Annotated in this window: 22 protein-coding genes and 2 tRNA genes; 12 read left to right on the top strand and 12 right to left on the bottom strand. The window is 55.2% G+C overall.

The genetic code is table 11. The annotated features are described in order from the left end of the window. Window positions 1–6 precede the first annotated feature (6 nt). The 3 genes from DW724_RS02735 to DW724_RS02745 form a co-directional block, all read right to left on the bottom strand. The gene (locus tag DW724_RS02735; protein ID WP_118760560.1) at window positions 7–2,016 is read right to left on the bottom strand and encodes an S-layer homology domain-containing protein; all 2,010 of its coding nucleotides are present in this window, start codon (window positions 2,014–2,016) and stop codon (window positions 7–9) included. Between the two features lie 571 nt (window positions 2,017–2,587). Then, complete coding sequence (locus tag DW724_RS02740; protein WP_118760561.1) at window positions 2,588–3,268, bottom strand: DUF4367 domain-containing protein; 681 nt, start codon at window positions 3,266–3,268, stop codon at window positions 2,588–2,590. Further along, a complete protein-coding gene (locus DW724_RS02745; protein WP_118760562.1) occupies window positions 3,269–3,802 on the bottom strand; it encodes an RNA polymerase sigma factor in 534 nt (177 codons plus the stop codon). Window positions 3,803–4,000: 198 nt separating this feature from the next. Here DW724_RS02745 and DW724_RS02750 point away from each other — a divergent pair, with 198 nt between their 5' ends. From DW724_RS02750 to DW724_RS02780, 7 genes are all read left to right on the top strand, one after another. Further along, window positions 4,001–4,687 (top strand): hypothetical protein, encoded by a 687-nt coding sequence (locus DW724_RS02750; protein WP_147358627.1) that lies wholly within the window; start codon window positions 4,001–4,003, stop codon window positions 4,685–4,687. Window positions 4,688–4,910: 223 nt separating this feature from the next. Continuing rightward, window positions 4,911–4,986, top strand: a tRNA-Phe gene (locus DW724_RS02755). Between the two features lie 264 nt (window positions 4,987–5,250). Then, a tRNA-Gly gene (locus tag DW724_RS02760) sits at window positions 5,251–5,326 on the top strand. 431 nt (window positions 5,327–5,757) lie between these two features. Then, on the top strand, window positions 5,758–7,569 hold the full coding sequence (gene lepA / locus DW724_RS02765) for a translation elongation factor 4 (RefSeq protein WP_118760564.1): 1,812 nt from the start codon (window positions 5,758–5,760) through the stop codon (window positions 7,567–7,569). Then, on the top strand, window positions 7,556–8,698 hold the full coding sequence (gene hemW, locus DW724_RS02770) for a radical SAM family heme chaperone HemW (protein ID WP_118760565.1): 1,143 nt from the start codon (window positions 7,556–7,558) through the stop codon (window positions 8,696–8,698). Before lepA ends, hemW begins: the two co-directional genes overlap by 14 nt. An 81-nt stretch (window positions 8,699–8,779) precedes the next feature. Further along, window positions 8,780–9,049 carry an ACT domain-containing protein gene (locus DW724_RS02775; RefSeq protein WP_118285197.1) on the top strand — a complete coding sequence of 90 codons (270 nt, stop codon included), beginning with the start codon at window positions 8,780–8,782 and terminating at the stop codon, window positions 9,047–9,049. A 72-nt stretch (window positions 9,050–9,121) separates the two neighbouring features. Next, window positions 9,122–10,480, top strand: coding sequence for a PFL family protein (locus DW724_RS02780; protein ID WP_110437238.1), 1,359 nt, complete (start codon window positions 9,122–9,124; stop codon window positions 10,478–10,480). Between the two features lie 356 nt (window positions 10,481–10,836). Here the strand turns inward: DW724_RS02780 and DW724_RS02785 are convergent, their stop codons facing one another. The 7 genes from DW724_RS02785 to gpr form a co-directional block, all read right to left on the bottom strand. Continuing rightward, window positions 10,837–11,253 (bottom strand): hypothetical protein, encoded by a 417-nt coding sequence (locus DW724_RS02785; RefSeq protein ID WP_118760566.1) that lies wholly within the window; start codon window positions 11,251–11,253, stop codon window positions 10,837–10,839. A 207-nt stretch (window positions 11,254–11,460) separates the two neighbouring features. Further along, window positions 11,461–11,796 (bottom strand): arsenate reductase family protein, encoded by a 336-nt coding sequence (locus tag DW724_RS02790; protein WP_110436962.1) that lies wholly within the window; start codon window positions 11,794–11,796, stop codon window positions 11,461–11,463. A gap of 61 nt (window positions 11,797–11,857) precedes the next feature. Next, a complete protein-coding gene (locus tag DW724_RS02795) occupies window positions 11,858–12,688 on the bottom strand; it encodes a hypothetical protein (protein ID WP_118760567.1) in 831 nt (276 codons plus the stop codon). Further along, on the bottom strand, window positions 12,681–13,307 hold the full coding sequence (locus tag DW724_RS02800; RefSeq protein WP_118760568.1) for a Ger(x)C family spore germination protein: 627 nt from the start codon (window positions 13,305–13,307) through the stop codon (window positions 12,681–12,683). The genes DW724_RS02795 and DW724_RS02800 overlap by 8 nt, the downstream gene beginning before the upstream one ends. Beyond that, window positions 13,304–14,752 (bottom strand): spore germination protein, encoded by a 1,449-nt coding sequence (locus tag DW724_RS02805; RefSeq protein WP_118760569.1) that lies wholly within the window; start codon window positions 14,750–14,752, stop codon window positions 13,304–13,306. Before DW724_RS02805 ends, DW724_RS02800 begins: the two co-directional genes overlap by 4 nt. 89 nt (window positions 14,753–14,841) lie before the next feature. Beyond that, window positions 14,842–15,909, bottom strand: a complete 1,068-nt coding sequence (spoIIP, locus tag DW724_RS02810) for a stage II sporulation protein P (protein WP_118760570.1) — start codon at window positions 15,907–15,909, stop codon at window positions 14,842–14,844. A gap of 71 nt (window positions 15,910–15,980) precedes the next feature. Beyond that, the gene (gene gpr, locus DW724_RS02815; protein WP_118760571.1) at window positions 15,981–16,865 is read right to left on the bottom strand and encodes a GPR endopeptidase; all 885 of its coding nucleotides are present in this window, start codon (window positions 16,863–16,865) and stop codon (window positions 15,981–15,983) included. A 139-nt stretch (window positions 16,866–17,004) separates the two neighbouring features. Here gpr and rpsT point away from each other — a divergent pair, with 139 nt between their 5' ends. The 5 genes from rpsT (at window position 17,005) to DW724_RS02840 (ending at window position 19,879) form a co-directional block, all read left to right on the top strand. Next, complete coding sequence (gene rpsT / locus DW724_RS02820) at window positions 17,005–17,268, top strand: 30S ribosomal protein S20 (RefSeq protein WP_110436956.1); 264 nt, start codon at window positions 17,005–17,007, stop codon at window positions 17,266–17,268. Window positions 17,269–17,432: 164 nt separating this feature from the next. Further along, entirely contained in the window at window positions 17,433–17,666 is a 234-nt protein-coding gene (locus DW724_RS02825; RefSeq protein ID WP_118760572.1) for a hypothetical protein, read from the top strand. Further along, on the top strand, window positions 17,666–17,950 hold the full coding sequence (locus tag DW724_RS02830; protein ID WP_118358725.1) for an autorepressor SdpR family transcription factor: 285 nt from the start codon (window positions 17,666–17,668) through the stop codon (window positions 17,948–17,950). Before DW724_RS02825 ends, DW724_RS02830 begins: the two co-directional genes overlap by 1 nt. After that, window positions 17,934–18,581, top strand: coding sequence for an SdpI family protein (locus DW724_RS02835; RefSeq protein WP_158580193.1), 648 nt, complete (start codon window positions 17,934–17,936; stop codon window positions 18,579–18,581). Before DW724_RS02830 ends, DW724_RS02835 begins: the two co-directional genes overlap by 17 nt. Window positions 18,582–18,787: 206 nt before the next feature. Next, the gene (locus DW724_RS02840) at window positions 18,788–19,879 is read left to right on the top strand and encodes an S-layer homology domain-containing protein (protein ID WP_118760574.1); all 1,092 of its coding nucleotides are present in this window, start codon (window positions 18,788–18,790) and stop codon (window positions 19,877–19,879) included. Window positions 19,880–20,357: 478 nt separating this feature from the next. Here DW724_RS02840 and cysK read toward each other — a convergent pair whose 3' ends face one another. After that, entirely contained in the window at window positions 20,358–21,290 is a 933-nt protein-coding gene (gene cysK / locus DW724_RS02845; protein ID WP_110436951.1) for a cysteine synthase A, read from the bottom strand. 249 nt (window positions 21,291–21,539) lie between these two features. Further along, a complete protein-coding gene (gene ung, locus DW724_RS02850) occupies window positions 21,540–22,211 on the bottom strand; it encodes a uracil-DNA glycosylase (protein WP_110436950.1) in 672 nt (223 codons plus the stop codon). Between the last annotated feature and the right edge of the window lie 72 nt (window positions 22,212–22,283).

Raw genomic sequence — 22,283 nt, forward strand, 5'->3', positions numbered from 1 at the left:
CCAAAATTATTTGTTGTAGCCGGTCACGCCGTTTTTATTCATCCAGGTCAGCTTGACCTGCAGCAAACGGGAGATCGCCGGATTTTCCTGACCGTGCCGGGCTGCATACAGCCGCTGCAGCTCAAGCAGGTCGTTGTAGGTCAAATACGGATAATCCTGACCGGAACAGGTGCCGTCCGGCTTGTAGGAGTAGTTCAGATCACCGTCCGGCTTGTACCACAGCAGTTCGCTCTGCTCAATGCCGCGCACCATGCGGTCAGCGAGAACGGCGTAGCTGTCCTCATTAACTGCGTCTGCCATCCGGTACAGGAATTCGGCTTCGGCGGCATGATGGTTGAGCGAGGCGTGTGTCGGCGAGGACTCTCCGTTCGGGTGCCAGTAATCCTGCACGAGCCATCCCTCGTCATCGCCGGCCCCGAAGGTGAAGTGATGCTGCTCGGCAAAGCTGACGAGAAAATCCGCATACTTGCGGGTCTTGTCCAGCCAGCCGGTCACACCGAAGTTTTCGGCTGCGTTGATGTTCGCCAGCCAGAAATCCGTGTTGAAGCGGGTGTCGTAGTAGCCGGGTTCGATGCCGTAATCCGTCTTGAGCCATGTGCTGCCTGCCTGAGAGGGGATAAAGCCGTACTCGTTCTGCTGCTCGCGCATCAGGTCGATCATCGCCAGACCGATCGCGCGGGAGGCCGGCTGATCGGTGTCGTTTGCCATCTTGCCGGCAATATGCGCCGCCGGAAGCGAGTAGAAATAGTTCTCATCGAACGGATAGTAGGTCGAAGGCGCGGTATAGTAGTAGCCGTTGTAGCACCAGCGGTTGGTGCCGATCAGGCTGTAGTTCGCCCAGCGGCTGAGCATGGACGGGTCGCTCCAGTCGATGAGTGTCTGCTGAGAAGTCAGCAGCAGATAGTCGCTGTAGGTGCCCTGCGTAAGAGCCGCAACCTGCACGGAGAACCGGAAGCCGGAAGCTGTCCGCTCGATCTTCAGCGAGCCGTTTTTGCCCGGAAAATACTCGATCATGCCGTTGTCTCGCGCGGCATAGGTCATCGGCGTGACGAGAATGCTGTCCATGCCGTCCACCCACAGGAAGTACATGCCGCTCGGCAGCGTGCCCGCAGTGAGCGGCTGCTGTTTCCACGAGGACGCTGCGGTGTCGTACCAGCGAACGGTGCCGGACGTGCCCTTCATCTCAAACTGCGCGGCTGTGTGCGCGGGTGCGTCCAGCACGGCGGCAGAGTGTCCCATCTCGACCGCGCAGCCCTGACCGTCCGTGTAACGGCGGGTCGCTCGATGAACTTCGGTCAGGTCCTGTTCGGTCTCGCTGCGCGTCACGTCACCCAGTTTGGTGGTGAAGGCCGTGTAGGAATGGGTCTGCGGCGGCTTCGGCGCATCGGTTTCCCGCTGCTGGTAGGAGACCATCGGTGCAAAACGCTGCAAAATAGTCGCCAGCTGTGCGCGGGAGACTGTGCGCTGCGGAGACAGTGTGGTCGCGGTCGTGCCGGTGATCAGTCCCTCGGCGTTGGCCCACTGCATGGCGGCCTGCGCATACGGATGAATCGAAGAAGCATCCGTGTAGCCGGAGAGCGCGCTTTGTGCCGTCACGTCCAGCTTTTTGTATTCGGCAAAGCGGTACAGCATAACGGCGAACTGCTCGCGCGTAAGTGAGGTGCCGGGGCGAAATACCGTGTTGCTGTAGCCGGTGATGATGCCGTTGGACACACCCCACTGAACCGCGGTCAGGAAGGACGCATCCTCCGCGACATCCTGAAAGGTAAGCACTGTGTCAGATGCAGGCGCGTGCTCCATGCGGTAAAGCGCCTGCACCAGACAGGCGCGGGTCGCAGGTGCATCTGCGGCAAAGGTGTATTCCGAAATGCCGTCCATCAGATTGGACTGTACGGCGAATTCCATGGCCTGTTCAGCCCAGTGCGGCTTTAGATCGGAATAATCGGCGGCAGCGGTGCCGGTCAGCATCGAAAGACTGAGCATTACGGCCGCCGCGGTATAGCGATGTTTTTTCAAAAGAGTAAACCTCCGTGATTGTTTTCGCGCAGAAAATCATGCGCGTGGTTTATACACTTTCACAATTTATCATTATAACACCGCGACAGGGCGGGCCGCAATAGCAATTCTTTGCAATATCAGCAGCCGAGCGCGAAAAGGCTGAAAAGCTGCGCGAGCACCTCGCAAAGCTGGAGGAGTCCATTGCAGCGCTGAACTAAACTGAATTAAAATAAGAAAGAGTGGAGAGTGAAGTGCTTTCCACTCTTTTCCTATCTTGTGCAGGTATCCCGCAGAGGGCGGCAGGGTGCTCCGGTGTGTTCCCGCCCTGCGGTAGAGAGATAACAAACAGATTAGTGTATGTCAGCGTATGTTAGTGTGGGTAACAGGCTGTATATAGGAGATAATCTGTATAGCAACCTACACTATCATACACTAACATACAGTAAGTTTTTTATAGAGTGCATGCACACGGCGGCTGTTGCCGGAGTAGCTTGCGGGTTGGTAAATAATATCATCATATTTGCTGAATGCATCTCGGAGATTGCGCATTTGATGGGATATAGCAATTCTTTGCAATATCAGCAGAGAATCACTGCAGATTCTCGATGAGTTTACGGCAGGTATCGGCGGACAAGCTGCTGTACAGGTGATAGACGATGTCATCGTGCGTCCAGAGGAGCGTGACCGTACCGTTTTTCTCGATCATCGTAACCGGACTGCCGTGCAGAGCGAATTCGGTAACAGATGCGTTTTCCGTGTCTACAAACTTGTGTGCCTCTGAAGTATCTGTAATCCGGGTGCAGGTCAGGTCAAGAAAATCGGTAGTGCTTTCGTAGGTGACGGTATAGCCGTTGGGCGTGCTGCGCTCATCGGTTTTGTGCATGGCATCCGGCAGGCCGGACAGAACCGGCGGCGTGAACGCCTTGCTGCCGGTTTCGGACGGCAGGGCAGACGAAAAACGATAGTCGGTCAGGTCGTTAAACACGCGTACGACAGTACTGATAAACGATACGCGATATGCTTCTACGCTCATCGCGCAGCCGAACGAAACCGCAGCGGAAAGCAGCAGAACAGCGGCCGTGCGGCGCGCAAGACGGAGGCTCCGGTTAAACGCCGCAGAGTGCTTTTGCGCGCGCATCAGACAGCGCATTTCGCGCCGGAATTTCCGGGAGAAACGGTGCTCAGGCAGCGCATCCGGCGTACAGGCTTGCAGCCACAGCTCGCGCGCTTCGGCGGTCTGCGCGGACAGCATATCGTCAGTGATCTTCATTTACGGTTCCTCCATCCCACTCAGCGCTGCGCTGAGTTTTTCCTTGGCACGCTGGATGAGCTTGCGTACGTTCGGCTCGGTTGTATCCAGAATATTCGCGATCTCCGCGTTAGAATAGCCGCAGTCGTACCGCAGAAGCAGTACCGAGCGGTAACGCGGCGGCAGTGCAGCGATAGCGGCCGCCAGAGTGTCGCGCTCGGCGAGACGCTCAATCTCAGCAGCAGGCGCGGCTCCGACATATTCTTCGGCAAGCGGCAGGACATTGCGGCGCTGCTTTTCGCGGTACAGGTCGATCGCTTTGTGCTCGGTAATAGTGACGAGCAGCGCGCGCGTTTTGTGACACCTCGGTGAAGAAATGGTGTCCAGAATTTCGATGACTTTGAGAAAAGCCTGATGCACCACGTCCTCCGCATCTCTGCTGTTGCGCAGAATGCGGTTTGCGGTGTAGTACATCAGATTTTTGTATTCGCTGTAAAGAATCTCGAACTTGGACTTGTCTGCGTCCGAGTCGATCATTGCCAGATAGAGAAACATTTTTACGCCTTCCTGCCTGTTATTTTAGCAGATTATAGCATATTGTGTCCGGCTGTGCAATCCAAAGAGCGGATTTGCAGGCCGGTTTTTCTCATGCCGAAAAAATTCAAAAATTTTTGCGGGAGCGTGTCACAAAACCGGAAGGACATTCGTCTATATAGTATGAGCAGGACAGGAGAGCTGGAAAGGAGGGAGTGCATGAACAATCGCAGGATATGGTTTCGATTGGGTGGCGTACTGGCTGCGGCAGCTGTCTGCACAGGCGGTGCGGCCGTTGTCTCCGACCGTGCGCAGGAAGCGAAAAATGTACAGAGGGCGTTCCTCGGCGCGATGGAAACGCAGATGCAGATAGGGTGCTATCCGTCGGAGACCGACTCACCGGCCGACCTGACCGAGCGGGAACGCACGGAACTGCAGACGGCATACACTTCACGGGTGGAGCAGTACTACACCGAGGAAAATCCCTGCAGGAAACGATACATTGCGCTGAACGAGGGGATTTTGACGGCTGCCGACCCAAATGTAGAATACAGCGAGTCCTGCGGTGCAGCTGACTGCCGATTTGACAGCGTGAGACTGTCCGCAGACCGAATGACGGCAGTAGTGCAAGCACAGATCGTTGTCTGGGATAAACGAATCTCCGGCAATCCGGAGCAGGGATTTTCGGTGGAGCTGCCGGTCAATCGGGATACCATCACTGCGATCATAAAGAAGGAGAACGGCGCATGGAAACTGGATTCGATTGATTCACGAACCAGCCTGTTGGCTGCCGTGCCGGCCAATGACGAGATTTGCAGAGAACGCTATCCGACATTTCAAATGGCAAGGCAGGCGGCAAACAGTATAAATGACCAGACATACATAAAGGAGGCGCGTTTCAGTTGAACTATTTTGGGCTGCACCGTGTGGCTGCTCCCGCATGAAAAGGATAGAGCGGCGGACTTGTTGTGGGGACAAATCCGCCGTAAAACGGAAGAGAAAAGTGATACAGTCGCAGACTGAGCTTCTGTGACTGTTTTCTCCTGCTTGCAGAATATACAAAAAATTTTGAAAAAAGTTGTTGACATTTCCGAGGGAATATAATATACTAAACAAGCGCTGTAAAAACGCCTCTGTAGCTCAGTCGGTAGAGCAGGGGACTGAAAATCCCCGTGTCGGTGGTTCGATTCCGCCCGGAGGCACCATTTTTATAATGAGTGCCACAAGCACTCATTATAAAAATAATCCCTTTCGAGTAAGGAATCGAGGCCGTAGCCCTCTAACCTCTGAATTGTCGCTTTGCGACATTGAAATGAGAGCAGGCGGCTCTTAGAAACAATCCGGTGGATTGTTTCAACCGCCGTGGCTTTTGCCGCAGCAAAAGCGATTCCGCCCGGAGATATAGCGTCGGAGCGGCAAGTAACCCATCTTCGAGTTAAAAAATCGCGTTAGCGCGAAAAACCAAATATGCGGCTGTAGCTCATCTGGTAGAGCGCCACCTTGCCAAGGTGGAGGTAGCGAGTTCGAGCCTCGTCAGCCGCTCCAAATCAAAGGGCACCGATGTCATTCGGTGCTTTTCTTTTATCCGCAGCACACTCGCTTCCTCCACCTTCATGAAATCAGAGGTCGGGGTCCCCGTGAAAGCCTGCGGCTTTTGCGGGGTGTGGATGCGAGTTCGAGCCTCGTCAGCCGCTCCAATTAGAAGCACCGAGTAAAATCGGTGCTTTTGTTTTACCCCAAACCGCCGGCCGCCGCTAATTCTTTGTCGGTTTACTGCTTCATCATGATAATACAATAACCGCTTTGCATGAAATTCCTCTTATCAGAAAATGAAATTTATGAAAAAATACAAAATTCACGTTTGCAGCAGAGAAACAAACGTAAACTGCGAAAGAACGCTTGTGACACCCCGCCAAATATGCTATAATGAGCCTATATTTATTAGGTTTACAGTTTACAGATAAGGAGCTTTCGACGTGAAAAATCGCGAGCAAATTCGTAATTTCTCCATCATTGCACATATTGACCACGGCAAATCTACGCTGGCAGACCGTCTGCTGGAGCAGTGCAAGGCCGTTTCCGTGCGTGAAATGGAGGAGCAGTTACTCGACAATATGGAGCTTGAGCGTGAGCGCGGCATTACCATCAAGGCGCGCGCTGTCCGCATGGAATACACCGCGGACAACGGCAAGACCTACGAAATGAACCTGATCGACACCCCGGGTCATGTGGACTTCAACTATGAGGTTTCACGTTCTCTGGCGGCGTGTGAGGGTGCGCTTCTGGTCGTTGATGCGGCACAGGGTATTGAGGCGCAGACGCTCGGCAACACCTATCTTGCCATCGACGCCGGTCTGGAGGTCGTGCCGGTCATCAACAAGATCGACCTGCCGGCGGCAGACGCGCCGCGTGTCAAGAAGGAGATCGAGGATATCATCGGCATTCCGGCAGAGGATTCGCCCGAAATTTCCGCAAAAATGAATATCAATATTCATGAGGTGCTCGAGCGTATCGTCACTGATATTCCGTCGCCGGAGGGCGATGCAGATGCGCCGCTGCGTGCACTCGTGTTCGACAGCCAGTACGACCCATACAAGGGCGTTGTCGTTTACATGCGTCTGCTTGACGGTAAGATCTGCCCGGGCATGAAGGTCAAAATGATGGCCACCGGTGCTGAATTTCAGGTACTTGAGTGCGGCTACATGCTGCCGCTTGGTCTGTCTCCGCAGCAGGAGCTGTGTGCGGGTGAGGTTGGCTACTTTACCGCCTCTATTAAAAAGGTGTCCGACACCCGCGTGGGTGATACCGTTACCGGTGTGGAAAATCCGACGCCGGAGGCGCTGCCCGGCTATCGTCCGGCACGTCCGATGGTATTCTGCGGCATTTACACCGAGGACGGCTCCAAGTATCCCGATCTGCGTGACGCACTTGAAAAACTGCAGCTGAATGACGCGGCACTGTCGTTTGAGCCGGAAAGCTCGGTCGCACTCGGCTTCGGTTTCCGCTGCGGCTTCCTCGGTATGCTGCACATGGAGATCATTCAGGAGCGTCTCGAACGTGAGTTTGACCTCGATCTTGTTACCACCCTGCCGAGTGTTATCTACGAGGTCAGCAAGACTGACGGCACCGTGCAGCGCTGCGACAATCCGCACGACTATCCGAGTCCGGATGTCATCGAGGAGGCCCGCGAGCCGTATGTTAAGGCATCCATCATGACGCCGCAGGAGTTCGTCGGCAATATCATGCCGATGTGTCAGGACCGACGCGGCATCTTCAAGGATATGCAGTATCTGGACTCCAATCTGGTCGAGCTGCACTATGAAATGCCGACCGGTGAGATCATTTATGACTTTTTCGACGCGCTCAAGGCTCGTACCAAGGGTTATGCGTCGCTCGACTATGAATTTATCGACTACCGCAAGAGCGATCTCGTTAAGGTCGATATGCTGCTCAACGGCGATCAGGTGGACGCGCTGTCCTTTATCGCGCACCGCGACAAGGCCTACGGCCGTGCCCGCCGTATCTGCGAAAAGCTGAAGGAGAATATCCCGCGCCAGCTGTTCGAGGTACCGATCCAGGCAGCCATCGGCGGCAAGGTTATCGCCCGCGAGACGGTCAAGGCGCTCCGCAAGGACGTACTGGCCAAGTGCTACGGCGGCGATATCACGCGTAAGAAAAAGCTGCTCGAAAAGCAGAAGGAAGGCAAGAAGAAGATGCGTGCGCTCGGCACGGTTCAGCTGCCGACCGAGGCTTTTATGGCTGTGCTTAAACTCGATGAGGAAAACTAACGCTGCAACAGGCGGCAAGCTGCTCGGCCTCTACCTGCACATCCCGTTCTGCGTGAAAAAGTGCGCGTACTGCGATTTTTATTCGATCACGGATGCGTCACTCAAAGCCGATTACACGGCGGCGCTGATTCGTGATATAAAGGCGTACGGCGAACGCTGTTCCGGTTACATGGTCGATACCGTGTATATTGGCGGCGGCACGCCGACCTGCCTTGGCGCAGACTATCTCAGCAGGATTTTACAGGCGGTCGGGGCATGCTTTGCGATCGCGGAAAACGCTGAAATCACGGTGGAATGTAATCCGGAGAGCACGGATCAAGCGGTGCTGGAGGCCATGCACGAGCATGGCGTTAACCGGCTTTCGTTTGGCGTGCAGGCGGCGCACGACACCGAGCTCAAACGCATCGGCCGTATTCACGACTTTGCACAGGCGCAGGCAGCCGTAGAACTCGCGCGGCAGAGCGGCTTCTTCAACATCAGCCTTGATTTGATGTACGGCCTGCCGAACCAGACGCAGGCGCAGTTTCTCGACTCGGTGACACAGTGTTTGACGCTGAACCCGCAGCATTTGTCGTGCTACGGACTCAAACTGGAGCCTGCAACACCGATGGGACGTGAAAATCCGGTTCTGCCGGATGATGACACGCAGGCAGATACCTATCTTGCCATGTGCAGGCTGCTCAGCAGGAACGGCTTCGAGCACTATGAAATATCAAATTTTGCAAAACCGGGTTTTCGTTCCCGGCATAATTTCAAATACTGGGATCTTTCCGACTATCTCGGACTGGGACCGGGCGCCCATTCCTTCCTGAATGGCCGCCGGTTCGCGTTTGCCCGGGATATCAGGGCTTATATCAGCGGTGAGAGCATCCCGCAGGACGAGGAGGAGGTCTCGGACTTCCAGCGGCAGGGCGAATACCTGTTGGTGCGTCTGCGGACCTCGGACGGTGCGGATATGCACGATCTCGAAAACCGATACCATGTCAGTGCGGCTCCTTACGAGCAGGTATTCCGCATGCTGGAAAAGCACGGCCTTGCCGCTCACGAGGGTACACGGTGGTATCTCACCGAACAGGGCTTTCTGGTTTCCAACAGCATTATCAATGCTGTGGTGGAAGCCGGAGAATAATTGAGAACGACGGATTCTCAATTTTCCATTATTCATTTGTTTGTGATAAATTAACATATACGCAAAAATGGAGGAATCAACATGCGCGCAGTAATCACAGTAACAGGCAAGGATCGTACCGGTATCATCGCCAAGATCTCGAACACGCTCTATGAGCATCAGGTCAACATCATCGACATTTCTCAGAATGTAATGGACGATGTATTTGCAATGGTCATGCTGGTAAACATTGATAAGTGCACCGTAGACTTCAACACGCTCATCGACCTGCTTGACAAGGATGGTGAGGAGCTCGGCATGAAGATTCACACCATGCATGAGGACATCTTTGACGCAATGCACAAAATCTGACAAATTGACAGAATCGAGAGCAGGTAACCGATTCTCAACTCTCAATTTTTCAGGAGGTTTAGTTAAATGTCTATGATCAACACGAAAGATATTCTGGAAACCATTAAGATGATCGAGGAGGAGCACCTCGACATTCGTACCATCACGATGGGCATTTCGCTGCGCGACCTTGCGGCGGACGACATCAATGTGCTGGCGGACAAGGTATACGACAAGGTAACGCGCCGTGCGGAAAAGCTGGTTGCCACCGGCGAGCAGATTGAGCGCGAGCTTGGCATCCCGATCATCAACAAGCGTATTTCGGTAACGCCGATCGCCATGGTCGGTGCGACCTCCTCGGCGAACAGTTATGTACCGCTGGCCAAGGCGCTTGACCGTGCCGCTGCGACCACCGGCGTTAACTTTGTCGGCGGCTTCTCGGCTCTGGTGCAGAAGGGCTTCGCCAAGGGCGATGAAATCCTGATCAACTCCATTCCGGAGGCAATGGCGGAGACCAATCTGGTCTGCTCGTCGGTCAACGTTGCGTCCACCAAGGCAGGCGTCAATCTGGATGCCATCGGTCTGATGGGCCGCATCATCAAGCAGACCGCAGAACTGACCAAGGACAACGATTCCATGGGCTGCTCCAAGCTGGTTGTTTTTGCCAACGCGGTAGACGATAACCCGTTCATGGCCGGTGCGTTCCACGGCATCGGTGAGCCGGAGACCGTTATCAACGTTGGCGTTTCCGGTCCGGGCGTTGTGCAGTCCGCAATCCGCCGTGCAGGCGACTGCTCCATCGGTGAGGTTGCCGACGTGATCAAGAAAACTGCGTTCAAGATCACCCGTATGGGCCAGCTGGTCGGCGCACTGGCAAGCCAGCGCTTGGGTGTGCCGTTCGGCATCGTTGACCTGTCTCTCGCACCGACGCCGGCGATCGGTGACTCGGTTGCGCGTATCCTCGAGGAAGTTGGTCTGGAGGTCTGCGGCGGCTGCGGCACGACCGCAATCCTCGCGATGCTGAACGATGCCGTTAAGAAGGGCGGCGTTATGGCATCCTCGAGTGTCGGCGGTCTGTCCGGCGCATTCATTCCGGTTTCTGAGGACGAGGGCATGATTGCGGCGGCTCAGGCAGGCGCACTGACCCTTGAGAAGCTCGAAGCAATGACTGCGGTATGCTCGGTTGGTATCGACATGGTTGCTGTTCCGGGTGACACCACCGCCGAGGTCATCTCCGGCCTGATCGCGGACGAGATCGCAATCGGCGTTGTCAACACCAAGACCACCGCTGTCCGTGTTATCCCGGCCATCGGCAAGGGAGTCGGCGATATGGTCGAGTTCGGCGGCCTGCTTGGCTCGGCTCCGATCATGCCGATCAAGACCGGTTCTCCCGCGAAGTTCATTAACCGTGGAGGTCGTATTCCGGCTCCGATTCAGAGTCTCAAGAATTAACTGCATAAAGCGCATAAAAACAGCTCAGCAATGTCTGAGCTGTTTTTTATGCTATGCCAGTGAGACGAAAAGACGCCCGCTCAAAAATGAGCGGGCGTGAGACTGTCGAAAAACTTCGTTTTTCGAGCAGCCTCTCGCTCGAAACCACGCTTTCGAGCGAATACTGAAGAAAAACCGCGCCCTGCGGGCACATTTTTTCTTCCCTTGTATAAAAAGTCAGGTACACGCCCCGACTTTTTATGAATTTGCTCCGCAACTTCTATTTTATGCGTGCTGCCGCACGAAGCGTAAAAATTAAAATAATACTTTTTTGACAGACTGACGCCCGCTCAAAAATGAGCGGGCGTTTATGGTTTTTACCGATTCTCGCTGCCTTTCTGGCACATGGTAGTGAAAATCACGCCTGCACCGGAGACAACCCCTACGGTTATCCACAGCTTGGATGAGCCGCCGGACAGGTGCTCCTTGAAGCTGTCAGCCGTTGGGATATCGTTCTCTGCAATATCAGTAGCCGAAACCTCGTTATCCAAGGTTTCACCGGCCGGAATCGGTCCATCGGGAATGTCGATAATGATCGGCTCATAGGAAACCTCCGGAACATCGGAATCCGGACGGTTTACAGATAAATCAGTCTCGTTCTTTGAGATCTCTGAAACGAAAGCAGCGTCCGTCTCCGGAGAATCTCCTGCTGCAAAAGCGCTGATGCCGAGCATATTCAGACTCAGGCTGGCGGTGGTCAGCAGAACAAGAAAACGCTTGCCTTTTCTCTTCATGAGCTCTCCCTCACTTTCGCATGAAATCAGAAGCGTAAATCAATGCCGCTTCTTATTATCGAACATAGTTTATCAGACAGCAGATACAGAAAGAGGGTATATTTTGCGAAATGACAGCATTTTCCTAAAAATATTTTATACAAGGCGCTAAAGCGGACAACGGACACGGAAAAAGCCGTTCTGAGGCATAGAACGGCTTTGGAGAAGTTATTCCCACTGCTCCCAAACATCGGGCTGGTAGCCGACAGTTGCCTGACGGCCGTTGCGGACAATTGGCGTTTTCATCAGCGTGCCGTCCTCGAGCAGCTTTTCCTTCTTGTCCTCGTCGTAGGCGAGGTAGGCAAGCGACGCATAACTCTTGCTTTTCTGGTCGAGCAGGTTGTCCAGTCCGCCGACAGCCTTCAGCACGCTGTCCAGTTCACCCTTGGACATGCCCTTTTGCGCAAGGTCGATCATCTGGAATTTAATGCCGCGTTCTTTGAACCAGCGCTGCGCCTTTTTGGTGTCAAAACACTTATTTTTGCCGAAAATCTGTATATTCATGCCGTAATCTCCTTTGCTCTGCTGTTTGCATTATAGCAGAACGGAGAGAGGAAAACAAGTCCTATTGCGGTCGGCGCAGGTGCAAAACGCCGCAGGTGCGTGTGAACGGATACAGCAGCACGCAGACAAGTGCTGCGCATCGGCCGATTTCACACAGGAGGAGCGGCGCTGCGAAGAATACCTCACCATGTCGGGCAAAATTACCGATGGCAGCCAGTCCGGCGGCGGTGAACGCCGGATAGGGGAGCAGGGCAGCAGTGTTTGCTCCAAGCAGCAGCACTGTGCGCAGCAGCAGGAGTGCGAGCAATGCACCGCCTGCGCTGAGTCCGCGCGACACGCTTGCGGACAGCCTGGCCTCCGGCAGAGATAACGCCAGTACGACCGATACCGGCAGCAGGGAGTACAGAATATGCCGGAATTGCGGCAGCAATGCCGTTGTCGGTGCGGAAAAGTTCGCGGGCGTAAGCTGCGTGAGTGTCAGCACGCCGGAGAGCAGGAGTACCGCACCGGCAAGCCACGCGATCGGCAGTGCCCACATGGCACAGCGGTTGAGTCCCATTGAGGCCGTGAGCAGGATACAGACTGTCAGCAGCACAACTGTGCTGCCGCATGAGCGTCCGGTGAACACGGTCTTCTGCAGGAAAATGCTCATGCGGGCGATGGACGCCAGCAGCGGAAACAGCGAGGTCAGGGCGAGCACCCATTGTGCAGGAGCTGAATGCCGAACCCGGTCGGACAGCCTTGCCGCTCCGATACCGGCCAGTGCACAGACCGTACACGCGAGTGCAGCGGCGTACACGCTCTGCCCGTCGGCGGGAAGATACAGTAATTCACTCATCGGCAGCAGGGCAAACAGCGCCGTACACCACCGCGGAAACAGCCGCTCACGCATAGGCACCACCGCCGATCTCACCGTCTAAAAAGCAGTTCAGCCGTTCGTTTTTGAACACTGCCGTGCCTGCCGGTGCCGTCTGTCCGAACGCATCCACGCGCAAGGCCGGAAGAATGGCCGTGCCGTCTGCGTGCAGCACATCGGTAACGCGGTACAGCGGCATATCCGGCAGAATACCGTCCTGCGCGGAGCGGTCAAGCAGCTCGCTGAGCGCGTACACCTCGTTGTCGTTCTCCAGCAGTTCGGCGGCAGAGCCGTCCCGCACGACGGCTGCCCGCAGGCTGAGCCGCACATCGTTTTCGCGGCAAAGATAGTCTGCCAGAGGAAGAATGCTCTCGGAAACTGCTTCCTCACTTAAAAGCAGCACCTGTGCATGGCTTAAATACAGATCTCCCGGCAGGATACTGCGCAGATTGCGCAGCGCGTCCGTCACATCGGTTCCGGTAGCGGACAGGTAAGCCGGAGCGGCGGTGTCGTCCGGCGAGTCCTGCCGCACAACCTCGGCGGTCAGGCAGTATACACCGTTTTCGCAGTCGAGCGCAAGTGCGGACACCGGCGAAACCTCTCTCGCACAGCCGCACAGCAACAGCAGCAGCGGCAGGAATCTGAGCAGCTTCACGGGCGTTCCTCCTTCGACGGGCGTTTGACGGCAAAGCGGTCGCAGCGCATGAAAAACCATGGATAGCGAAGCCAGGTGTCTTCGTGCTCGGCAGAGATGCGCGGTACCAGATTGAGCAGGTACGGTACCGAGCACGAGTGCATGCGGCACAGTGCTGCGAGTGTTAATCCGAGTGCAAGACCAACGCCGTACAGTCCCCAGGAGGCTGCAGCAGCGAGCAGCACGAAGCGAAGCCACAGGGCAGCAGTCTGCAGCTTGGGCACCATCAGACCGGTGACACCCGCGATAGCGACTACGATAACGGTCGGTGCGGCGGCAAATCGCGCGGAAACCGCTGCGTCACCGAGCACCAGACCGCCGACAATGCTCATCGTCTGTCCCATGGCACCGGGCGTTCGCGCTCCGGCTTCCTTGAGTGCCTCGAGCACGAACAGCATCAGGAGAATCTCCCAACCGATGGGAAGGGGAACGCCGCGCTGTGCGGCAGAGACAGCGAACAGCAGCCGCGCGGGCACTAATTCTCGGTGATAGAGCATGAGTGCGGCGTACATGGCGGGAAACGTGATCGTGAATACAAATCCGATGACACGCAGGATGCGCGAAAGATTTGCCTGCAGAAAGCTGATATAGTAGTCGTCGTTGGACTGAAAGCACTCCTGAAACAGAAACGGCGCTGTGAGCGCTACCGGACTGCCGTCCACGACAATGACGCACCGACCCTCCAGCATACGGGAAGCGGCAACGTCCGGCCGTTCGGTCGTGCCGAGTGTCGGAAACGGCGACCAGCGATGGTCGCGTATGCGCTCGGCAAGATAGTTGGAGTCGAGCACGCTGTCGATATCGAGCGCGGTCAGACGCGTTTCCAGACGCTCAACCAGACTGTTTTCACACAGTCCGGCAATATAGCACAGGCACACGTTGGTGTTCGTGCGGCTGCCGACGCGCATAAACCGGAATTTCAGCCGGGGGTCGTTCACGCGGCGGCGGATGAGCGCCAGATTGGGCATAAAGCACTCGGTGAAGCCCTCTCGCGGGCCGGAAAGCACGCGCTCGTTTTCCGGTTCGGCGGTGCTGCGCTTGTCGAAGCCCTTGGTGTTGACGAGCACCGGACGTGCATCGCCGTCGGTCAGCACAATGGCATCGCCGTAGAGAAAGGCGGCAAATACCTTGTTCATATCGGTTTCCACGCGGCATTCGTCAGCCTGGAGCACGGTGGCGGCGAGCATATCGGCGGAAAGCCGCGCCTGCTCGCAGCGCAGGATAGGCCGCACAAGGCTCTGGTTGATGGCAAGGGAATTTACCATGCCGTCAAAGAAAAACAGCGCACAGCGCAGTCCGTTTTGACCAATGGCACGCCGTATGATAAGCGTATCGTCGTTCCGGAACAGCTCCTGCATCATGCGGATGTTCCGTTCCAGATCGGCGGTAAATGTGATCGTTTCCATAGTTTCACCCCAAGTTAGGGTGCGCACTATGATAAAAATTATTCGGAAAGTTATCTTGTAGGGCGGGGTGACCTCATTCCGCCCTACGGTCAAGTGGTCAATTCGGCCGAAAGAACCTCGCCAAATAATCTGATTCCTTTCAGCGCTTCTGTCATCGTATTGCCCGACGAACCTACCTCCACCAGAAACGCGCTGTGTGTTGCATGCTGATTGAACCGCTGGGTCCGCAGATTAAGCGGACGCATGAGTGTCGGATAGGTGCGGTTGAGCCGGTACTGCAGCGATGCTGCACGATTCAGGTTCTCCTGCCAGTCCGGGTGATACAGGCCGCCGTCATCTGTGCCGACCACGAGCATCAGCTGTGCGGTTTCCTCACCGTTAATCGTGCATGAGGTCTTGTAGGCGCGTCCGTCATCGGTCAGAATCGAGTCGCGGTGCACGTCAATGACGGTTGTGATGGATGGATAGTTTGCCAGCGTGTCCTCAACCACGGCAAGTGAGCGGTCATACGCACCGGTGTACACGGGCGAATCGAAAATTTCGCGGATATGTACGGCCTCAATGCCGTTGCCCTCGAGCACCTTCTGCAGCTCGTCACCGACGCGCACTACATTATAATTGGTATCGGTCGTGCGCTCGGTCTCGGTCGGTGTATACGGAAAAGCGGCATCCGGCGTGTAGCTTTCGCTGCCATGTGTGTGATAGATAAGCACCTGCGGTCCGTCACCGTCTGCGGAAAGATGCTCGTCTGCGGCGAGACAGTCTGCCGCATCCACGTCATACGAGGTCTCGTTGTTGATGGAGACCGTGGCGGCCTTGTCAGCAGCCGACAGCACCGGATTGTCGTTCTCGGTGTCGGACGAGGGCACATAGGTGCTCTCCGCAAGCGGATTCTCCGCCTGCTCATCCCGCGCTGCGGCAGCCGTGCGCGGCGTGTACACCTCGGCGGTATCATCCGGCGAAACGCCGAATTCGAGCGCCATTGCGCGGGTGACAAAGCCGCTGTTGTGCGCCAGACCGGTCAGTGCCTTTTGCGCGATCGGCTCGCCGCCTGCCCGGGAAAAAATCAGCAGCGACAGTGCCAGACAGAGGGTGATGACGGCAGGCAGGCGGATGCCACCTCTCGATCGGAATTTCTGATGTTTACGCCGCTTCATTGCGCCATCCTCCTTGCTGTTTCATGCTATCTATCATACGCCGTACAGCGTGCGAGTATGCCCGAAACCTGTCACGAGAGGTACAGGTCGATATCGGCAACACTGAGGTGCGGATGCAGCGCCATGTTGACCGCATAGCCGATCATGCGGGAGATGTCGGCAACCTCGCGGTCAATGTCGCGTGTGGTGATCATCACCGGCTGAGAAAGGTCGTCCAGCGCTTCACAATCAGGCTGCCCAAGCTGACTGCTGATCTCATGTGCGAGCGTTGCGCCGTCCACCACGGTCGGCACACCAACGGCGATAACCGGCACGCCGAGTGTTTCCTCGTTGAGCGCTGCGCGGGCGTTTCCCACGCCGGCCCCCGGTGTAATGCCGGTATCTGCCAGCTGAACCGTACGCAGCAGCCGCGACAGCCGACCGGCGGCAAGCGCATCCACGGCGATGACAGCGGCAGGGCGCACACGGTCGAGCACACCGCAGATGACCTCGCCGGTCTCGACGCCGGTCTGTCCGAGCACACCCGGAGCCAGTGCGGAAACGGGCCGCCAGTCCGCGAAAATAGCGGGTGACTGCGCGACCAGATGCCGCGTGGCAATGACATGGTCGGCGGTCTGCGGACCGATGGCATCGGGGGTTATCATGCGGTTGCCCAGTCCGGCGATGAGCACCGGACCATCATTCGGACGCGGCAGCAGTTCGCGCAGCAGCGTGCTGAGCGCCTTGCAGGCACGCGGAAACGCGTCCTCCTCACGGCGGATGAGTGCATCCAACTCAAGTGTGAGATAGCGTCCCTGCGGCTTGCCGATCTCGCGGGCGGCATCCTCTGAGAGAATGCGTACTTCGTGTATGGCGAAGCCCTCAAGCGTGCGGTCGGACTGCCGGACATGCGGCAGGGCAGCGGCTGACTTATGGTTTTCAATCGCCTCAACGGCCAGATCGGTGCGGAAAGCCATGCACAATTCCTCCTTATAAGGATAGTTTTTTCGAGGAAAAAGTTTTTATGCAGAAAATGAAAAAAACACTTGCTTTTTTTGTGAGAAGATGATAGAATAATATCACTGTTGAATAGAAAACGAAGGAGGTGTTTTCAGAATGCCCAATATTAAGTCTGCAAAGAAGCGCGTTAAGGTTAACTCCGTAAAGGCGCTGAACAACCAGATGGCTAAGAGCGAGCTCAAGACCACTCTGAAGAAGTTTGATGCTGCGATTGCTGGCGGCGATAAGGCTGAAGCAACTGCTGCTTACACGACCGCTGTCAAGGCTGTCGATCAGGCGGCTGCCAAGCACCTCCTGCACAAGAACAATGCGTCCAACAAGAAGAGCAAGATGACTACCAAGCTCAACGGTATGGCGTAAGTTCTGGTATAGAACATCGAAACCGCAAGTTAAACTTGCGGTTTTTCTTTTTGCATCATTTAGATATTTATCGAAATGTGTTGACAAATGCAGAAACTGTGGTATACTGAAAACAATTAGATGGCCATCTAATTAACAGGATAGCGAGAAGGATGGTGAACGGAATGGACATTACCATTCTGATTTGCGCGATTGCGCTGATTTTAGCGGCAATACTGGTAATCTGGCAGGCAAAAGCGCTTGCGAAGTACGATTTGATTTGCAAATCCTGCGGCACGAAGCAGAATCTGCCGTGGAAGCGGCTGGTTTTCCGCACGCATGTGGGAAATGACTGGCAGCTGTATTGTCCGGTCTGCGGGCGCAAAACGTGGTTTGCCGCACGAAAGAGGGGACAGTAATGGGGTTTCAGCAGAGCTTTAAGGCGCTCAGCGATCCGGTGCGGCGCGAAATTCTGTCGCTGCTGCGGCGCGGACCGATGGCGGCGGGCGATATTGCGGCGCACTTCGAGGTGTCGGGCGCAACCATTTCGCATCACCTGTCCGTCCTGCGGGATGCGGGTCTGGTGCTGGATGACAAGCAGGGCAAGTACATTTATTATGAGCTGAATATGTCGGTCGTGGATGAGATTCTCGAATGGATCAGCGCCTTGAAAGGAGATGGCAGGAATGAAAAAAATCAGTAGACTGCAGGTGACGGCGTGGGTGCTGTCGCTGCTGCCGGCGGCAATGACAGCGGCGTTTTACAGCAGGCTGCCCGCAGAAATTCCCATGCAGTGGGATCTTGTCGGTCATGTGAGTTACGAAACCAGATGGCATTTGTGGATCGTGGCGGGTATGGCACCGCTGTTTGCGGTTCTGTTCTACTTTCTGCCGCGGTTTGACCCGAAAAGCAAGAACTACGACAAATTTTCCGATGCCTATATCGGGTTCCAGATTATGATCGACCTGTTCCTGACCGCAATGTGCGGCATCTGTATTGCGGAAGCACTGCGTCCGGGTACGGTCGATGTGCCGACAGTCGTATGTCTGCTCGTCAGCCTGCTGGTGATGTGCCTCGGCAACATTATGCCGAAGTTTCGCATGAACTGGTACTGCGGACTCAAAACGCCATGGACGCTGTCGAGCGAAACTGTCTGGGCGAAAACGCATCGTGCTGCAGGCCGCATGATGTTTGCGGCGGGTATTATTGGTGCGGCAGGTTCGTTCGTTCCGAACGAGATTGCAAAGTTTGTGCTGGTGCTTGCGCCAACGGCGGCGGCAACGATTATCCCGACTGTGCTGAGCTGGCGATGGTACCGCGCAGAACAGCAGTGATAGACGAAAAATGGACTTTGAAAGCGCGGTTTGCTGGAAAACCGCGCTTTTCTTGTATAAAAAGGTTAAAATTACAGAATGGTTACAACAAATTTAGTCATATTTTAACTTGTCAAGTGGGGAACGGTGTGCTATAATTTTGAAGCAAGTTTACATAGGTGGGGAATATACCCTATCTATCATAACCACTGGGCAAGGAGAATATTATGAAAAGAACGCGAAAGCTGGTGACCGTTGCGGTGCTGGCGGTTGCGGTGGTCGTAAGCGCGATCACGGCAGCCTATGCACTGAGCGCGAACACCACGGAGACGTATGCGTATCTTCCTGAACACTCGGTTTACTTTTATGATACAGCAGGAGAGTACGCGTGGGCTTCCAGCGAGGTTGATACGCTTGCCGTTGCAGGCGTGATCAAGGGCGGCGGAACCCATCTGTTTTATCCGGGCAACGCCATTACCCGAGCGGACTTCATTGTTATGCTCGACCGCGCCTATGGCATGAGTGAAGCGCTCGACAACGGTCAGGTCAATTCGAACGGCTCGTTTGTCGATGTGCCGAGCAGCGCCTATTACAGCAAGGCGGTTATCGCGGCGAAAGCCTTCGGCATAGCGGCGGGCACCGCGACCGGTGAGTTTCAGCCGCAGCAGAGCATGACCCGTCAGGACGCAATGGTGTTCCTCAAACGCACGATTGACCGCACGGCGCTCAAACTGGGCACCGGTTCGGTGAGCAGCTTCTCGGATGCGAGCAGGATTTCCAATTACGCGAAGCCTTCCGTCAGTGCACTGGTCGGTGCTAAGGTGATCGGCGGCTCGAAAGGAAAGATCAATCCGCTTTCCAAGGTAACGCGTGCGGAGATGGCGGTGATGCTCTATCGGGCAACGCATTTGACCGTGCAGGGCAGCGGCGCTGTGTATCAGAGCCGCGGCGATTTGGTCAACCTGTGTATCGGCACGCAGAATTACTGCGATGTTGTGATCGAGAACTATGATCCTTCGGTGACGTATACTGGTCTGATGGGGTATACGGATTTCCGACGAGTCGGCGGTGTTACCTACGTTTCGCTGAGCGGCAAACGCGCGATCGACCGCACGGTAACGTACACGAACGGCGTGTTCACCTTCGCAGACGGTGAGGGTACAGTGAGCATTCCGGCGGCCGCCGATTGCGTAGCTATCGATGTCAGCCAGCCGTACCATCAGCTGAATGCGCCGACAAGCACCGGCAGTACCTACCGGCATTGCTATCCCTCCATCGAGGACGGCACGGTTACTGCAATTTATTATTCCAGGATATAACGAAGCCACCCTGCTTTCGCAGGGTGGTGAGGCTGTCGAAAAACTTCGTTTTCCGAACAGCCTCTCGCTCGAAACCACGCTTTCGAGCGAATCTCGAAGAAAAACCGCGTCCTGCGGACACATTTTTTCTTCCCTTGTATAAATTCCGAGATACACAAGGTGAATTGCCGCATAGCGGCAAGAGAGGGTGGTCTGGACCATGCTCCCGGAATTTATGAATTTGCTTCGCAAATTCTATTTTATGCGTGCTGCCGCACGAAGCGTAAAAATTAAAATAATACTTTTTTGACAGACTGCAACCACCCTGCTTTCGCAGGGTGGTTTTTCGTTGTTAAATGCGTGGGCGAAAACTGGAGAAACGTTACGTTCATTCTCCATTTTCAATTAAAAAGACACCTCCGCTATGCAGAGGTGTCTTTTTTATACATTTGGAGATGAATGGATTTTTGGAGAGAATTGCAGGATTTGAGAATTAAAATTACTCAGAAACCAGCGGGGTGGACAGGTAACGGTCGCCGGTATCAGGCAGCAGAGCTACGATAACCTTGCCGGCGTTTTCCGGACGCTTGGACAGCTCAACAGCAGCCCACAGAGCAGCACCGGAGGAAATACCTACGAACAGACCTTCACTGTGAGCAAACTGGCGAGAGGTTTCAAATGCGTCCTCGTTCGCTACACGAATAACTTCGTCGTAAACCTTGGTGTCGAGTACATCCGGAACGAAGCCGGCGCCGATACCCTGGATCTTATGCGGGCCGCCCTTGCCGGTGGACAGTACCGGGGAGGTATCCGGCTCAACAGCTACTACCTTGACATTCGGGTCCTGATCCTTCAGGTACTTGCCGGTGCCGGTTACGGTGCCGCCGGTGCCTACGCCTGCAACGAAGATGTCAACCTTGTGACCGGACTGCTCCCAGATCTCGGGGCCGGTGGTTGCGTAGTGTGCAGCCGGGTTTGCTGGGTTTACGAACTGACCGGGGATGAAGCTGTTCGGGGTCTCCTTAGCCAGCTCGTTTGCCTTTGCAATCGCACCGGACATGCCCTTCGTGCCTTCGGTCAGAACCAGCTCAGCGCCGTATGCCTTCAGCATGTTGCGGCGTTCAACGCTCATGGTTTCCGGCATGGTGAGGATGATGCGGTAGCCGCGAGAGGCTGCAACTGCTGCCAGACCGATACCGGTGTTGCCGGAGGTCGGCTCGATAATGGTTGCGCCCGGCTTGAGTGCGCCGGACTTCTCAGCCTCGTTGATCATAGCGTTTGCGATACGATCCTTAACGGAACCGGCCGGATTAAAGTACTCCAGCTTTGCGAGAACCTGTGCATTAGCGCCAGCCTTAGCTGCAAACTTTTCAGCCGCATACAGCGGGGTGTTGCCGATCAGATCGGAGAAGCTCTTTTTAATATCAGACATGGGATAAACCGCCTTTCAAAATTAAGAAAAATTAGAATGTGATGTTAATAAGGAATGATGGGAAAACTCAGTCGATGCAACATCGACACATTCGCCGGATCATCATAGAGATCACTCTCCTTAATTCACTTTAATCATATGTGTTTTGTATGAATTAAATATACAACCGAAACTCCTGTTTGTCAATAGGAATTTTGAAAAAAGTCAAAAAAACTTCCGCACCCGGAAAATGGTGCGGAAGCTCACGATTTAATGATTGAGATCCCAGTCGATGGGGTCGATGCCGTGCGCTTCGAGAAACGCATTGCATTTGGAGAAGTGCTTGCAGCCGAAAAAGCCATTGTACGCCGACAGAGGAGAGGGATGCACGCTTTCGAGCACAAGGTGCTGCGGTGCGGTGATGAGCTTCTTTTTGCTGCGGGCATTGCCGCCCCAGAGCAGAAAGACGATCGGCTGCTCATGCTCGTTCAGCTTTTCAATGATATGGTCGGTGAAGGTTGTCCAGCCGAGGTTTTTGTGGCTGTTCGCCTGCCCGCGGCGTACGGTCAGAGTCGTGTTCAGCATGAGCACACCGCGCTCCGCCCACTTGGTGAGCGTGCCGTCCTTGGGAGGCACAATGCCAAGATCACTCTGCAGCTCCTTGAAGATGTTCTGCAGGCTCGGAGGCGGCTGAACACCCGGCTGAACCGAAAAGCAAAGTCCGTGCGCCTGTCCGGGACCGTGATATGGGTCCTGCCCGAGAATGACGGCCTTGACCTTGGAATACGGCGTGTACCGCAGAGCATTAAAGATGTTCTCTGCCGCCGGATAGATGGTCTGCTCGGCGTATTCCTTTTTCAGCCAGTAGCGAATGCGCTTGTAATAATCCTGCTCAAACTCACCGGCAAGGATCTCGTCCCAATCGTTGCCAAGATGTACCATGCTATCACTCCAAAATTGTTTTCTTACCTTTAGTATAGCATAGGAAAGGGGGTGTGTCAAAATTGAGAATGG

The organism is Butyricicoccus sp. AM27-36 (assembly GCF_003480945.1).
Classification (GTDB): Bacteria; Bacillota; Clostridia; order Oscillospirales; family Butyricicoccaceae; genus Agathobaculum; species Agathobaculum butyriciproducens.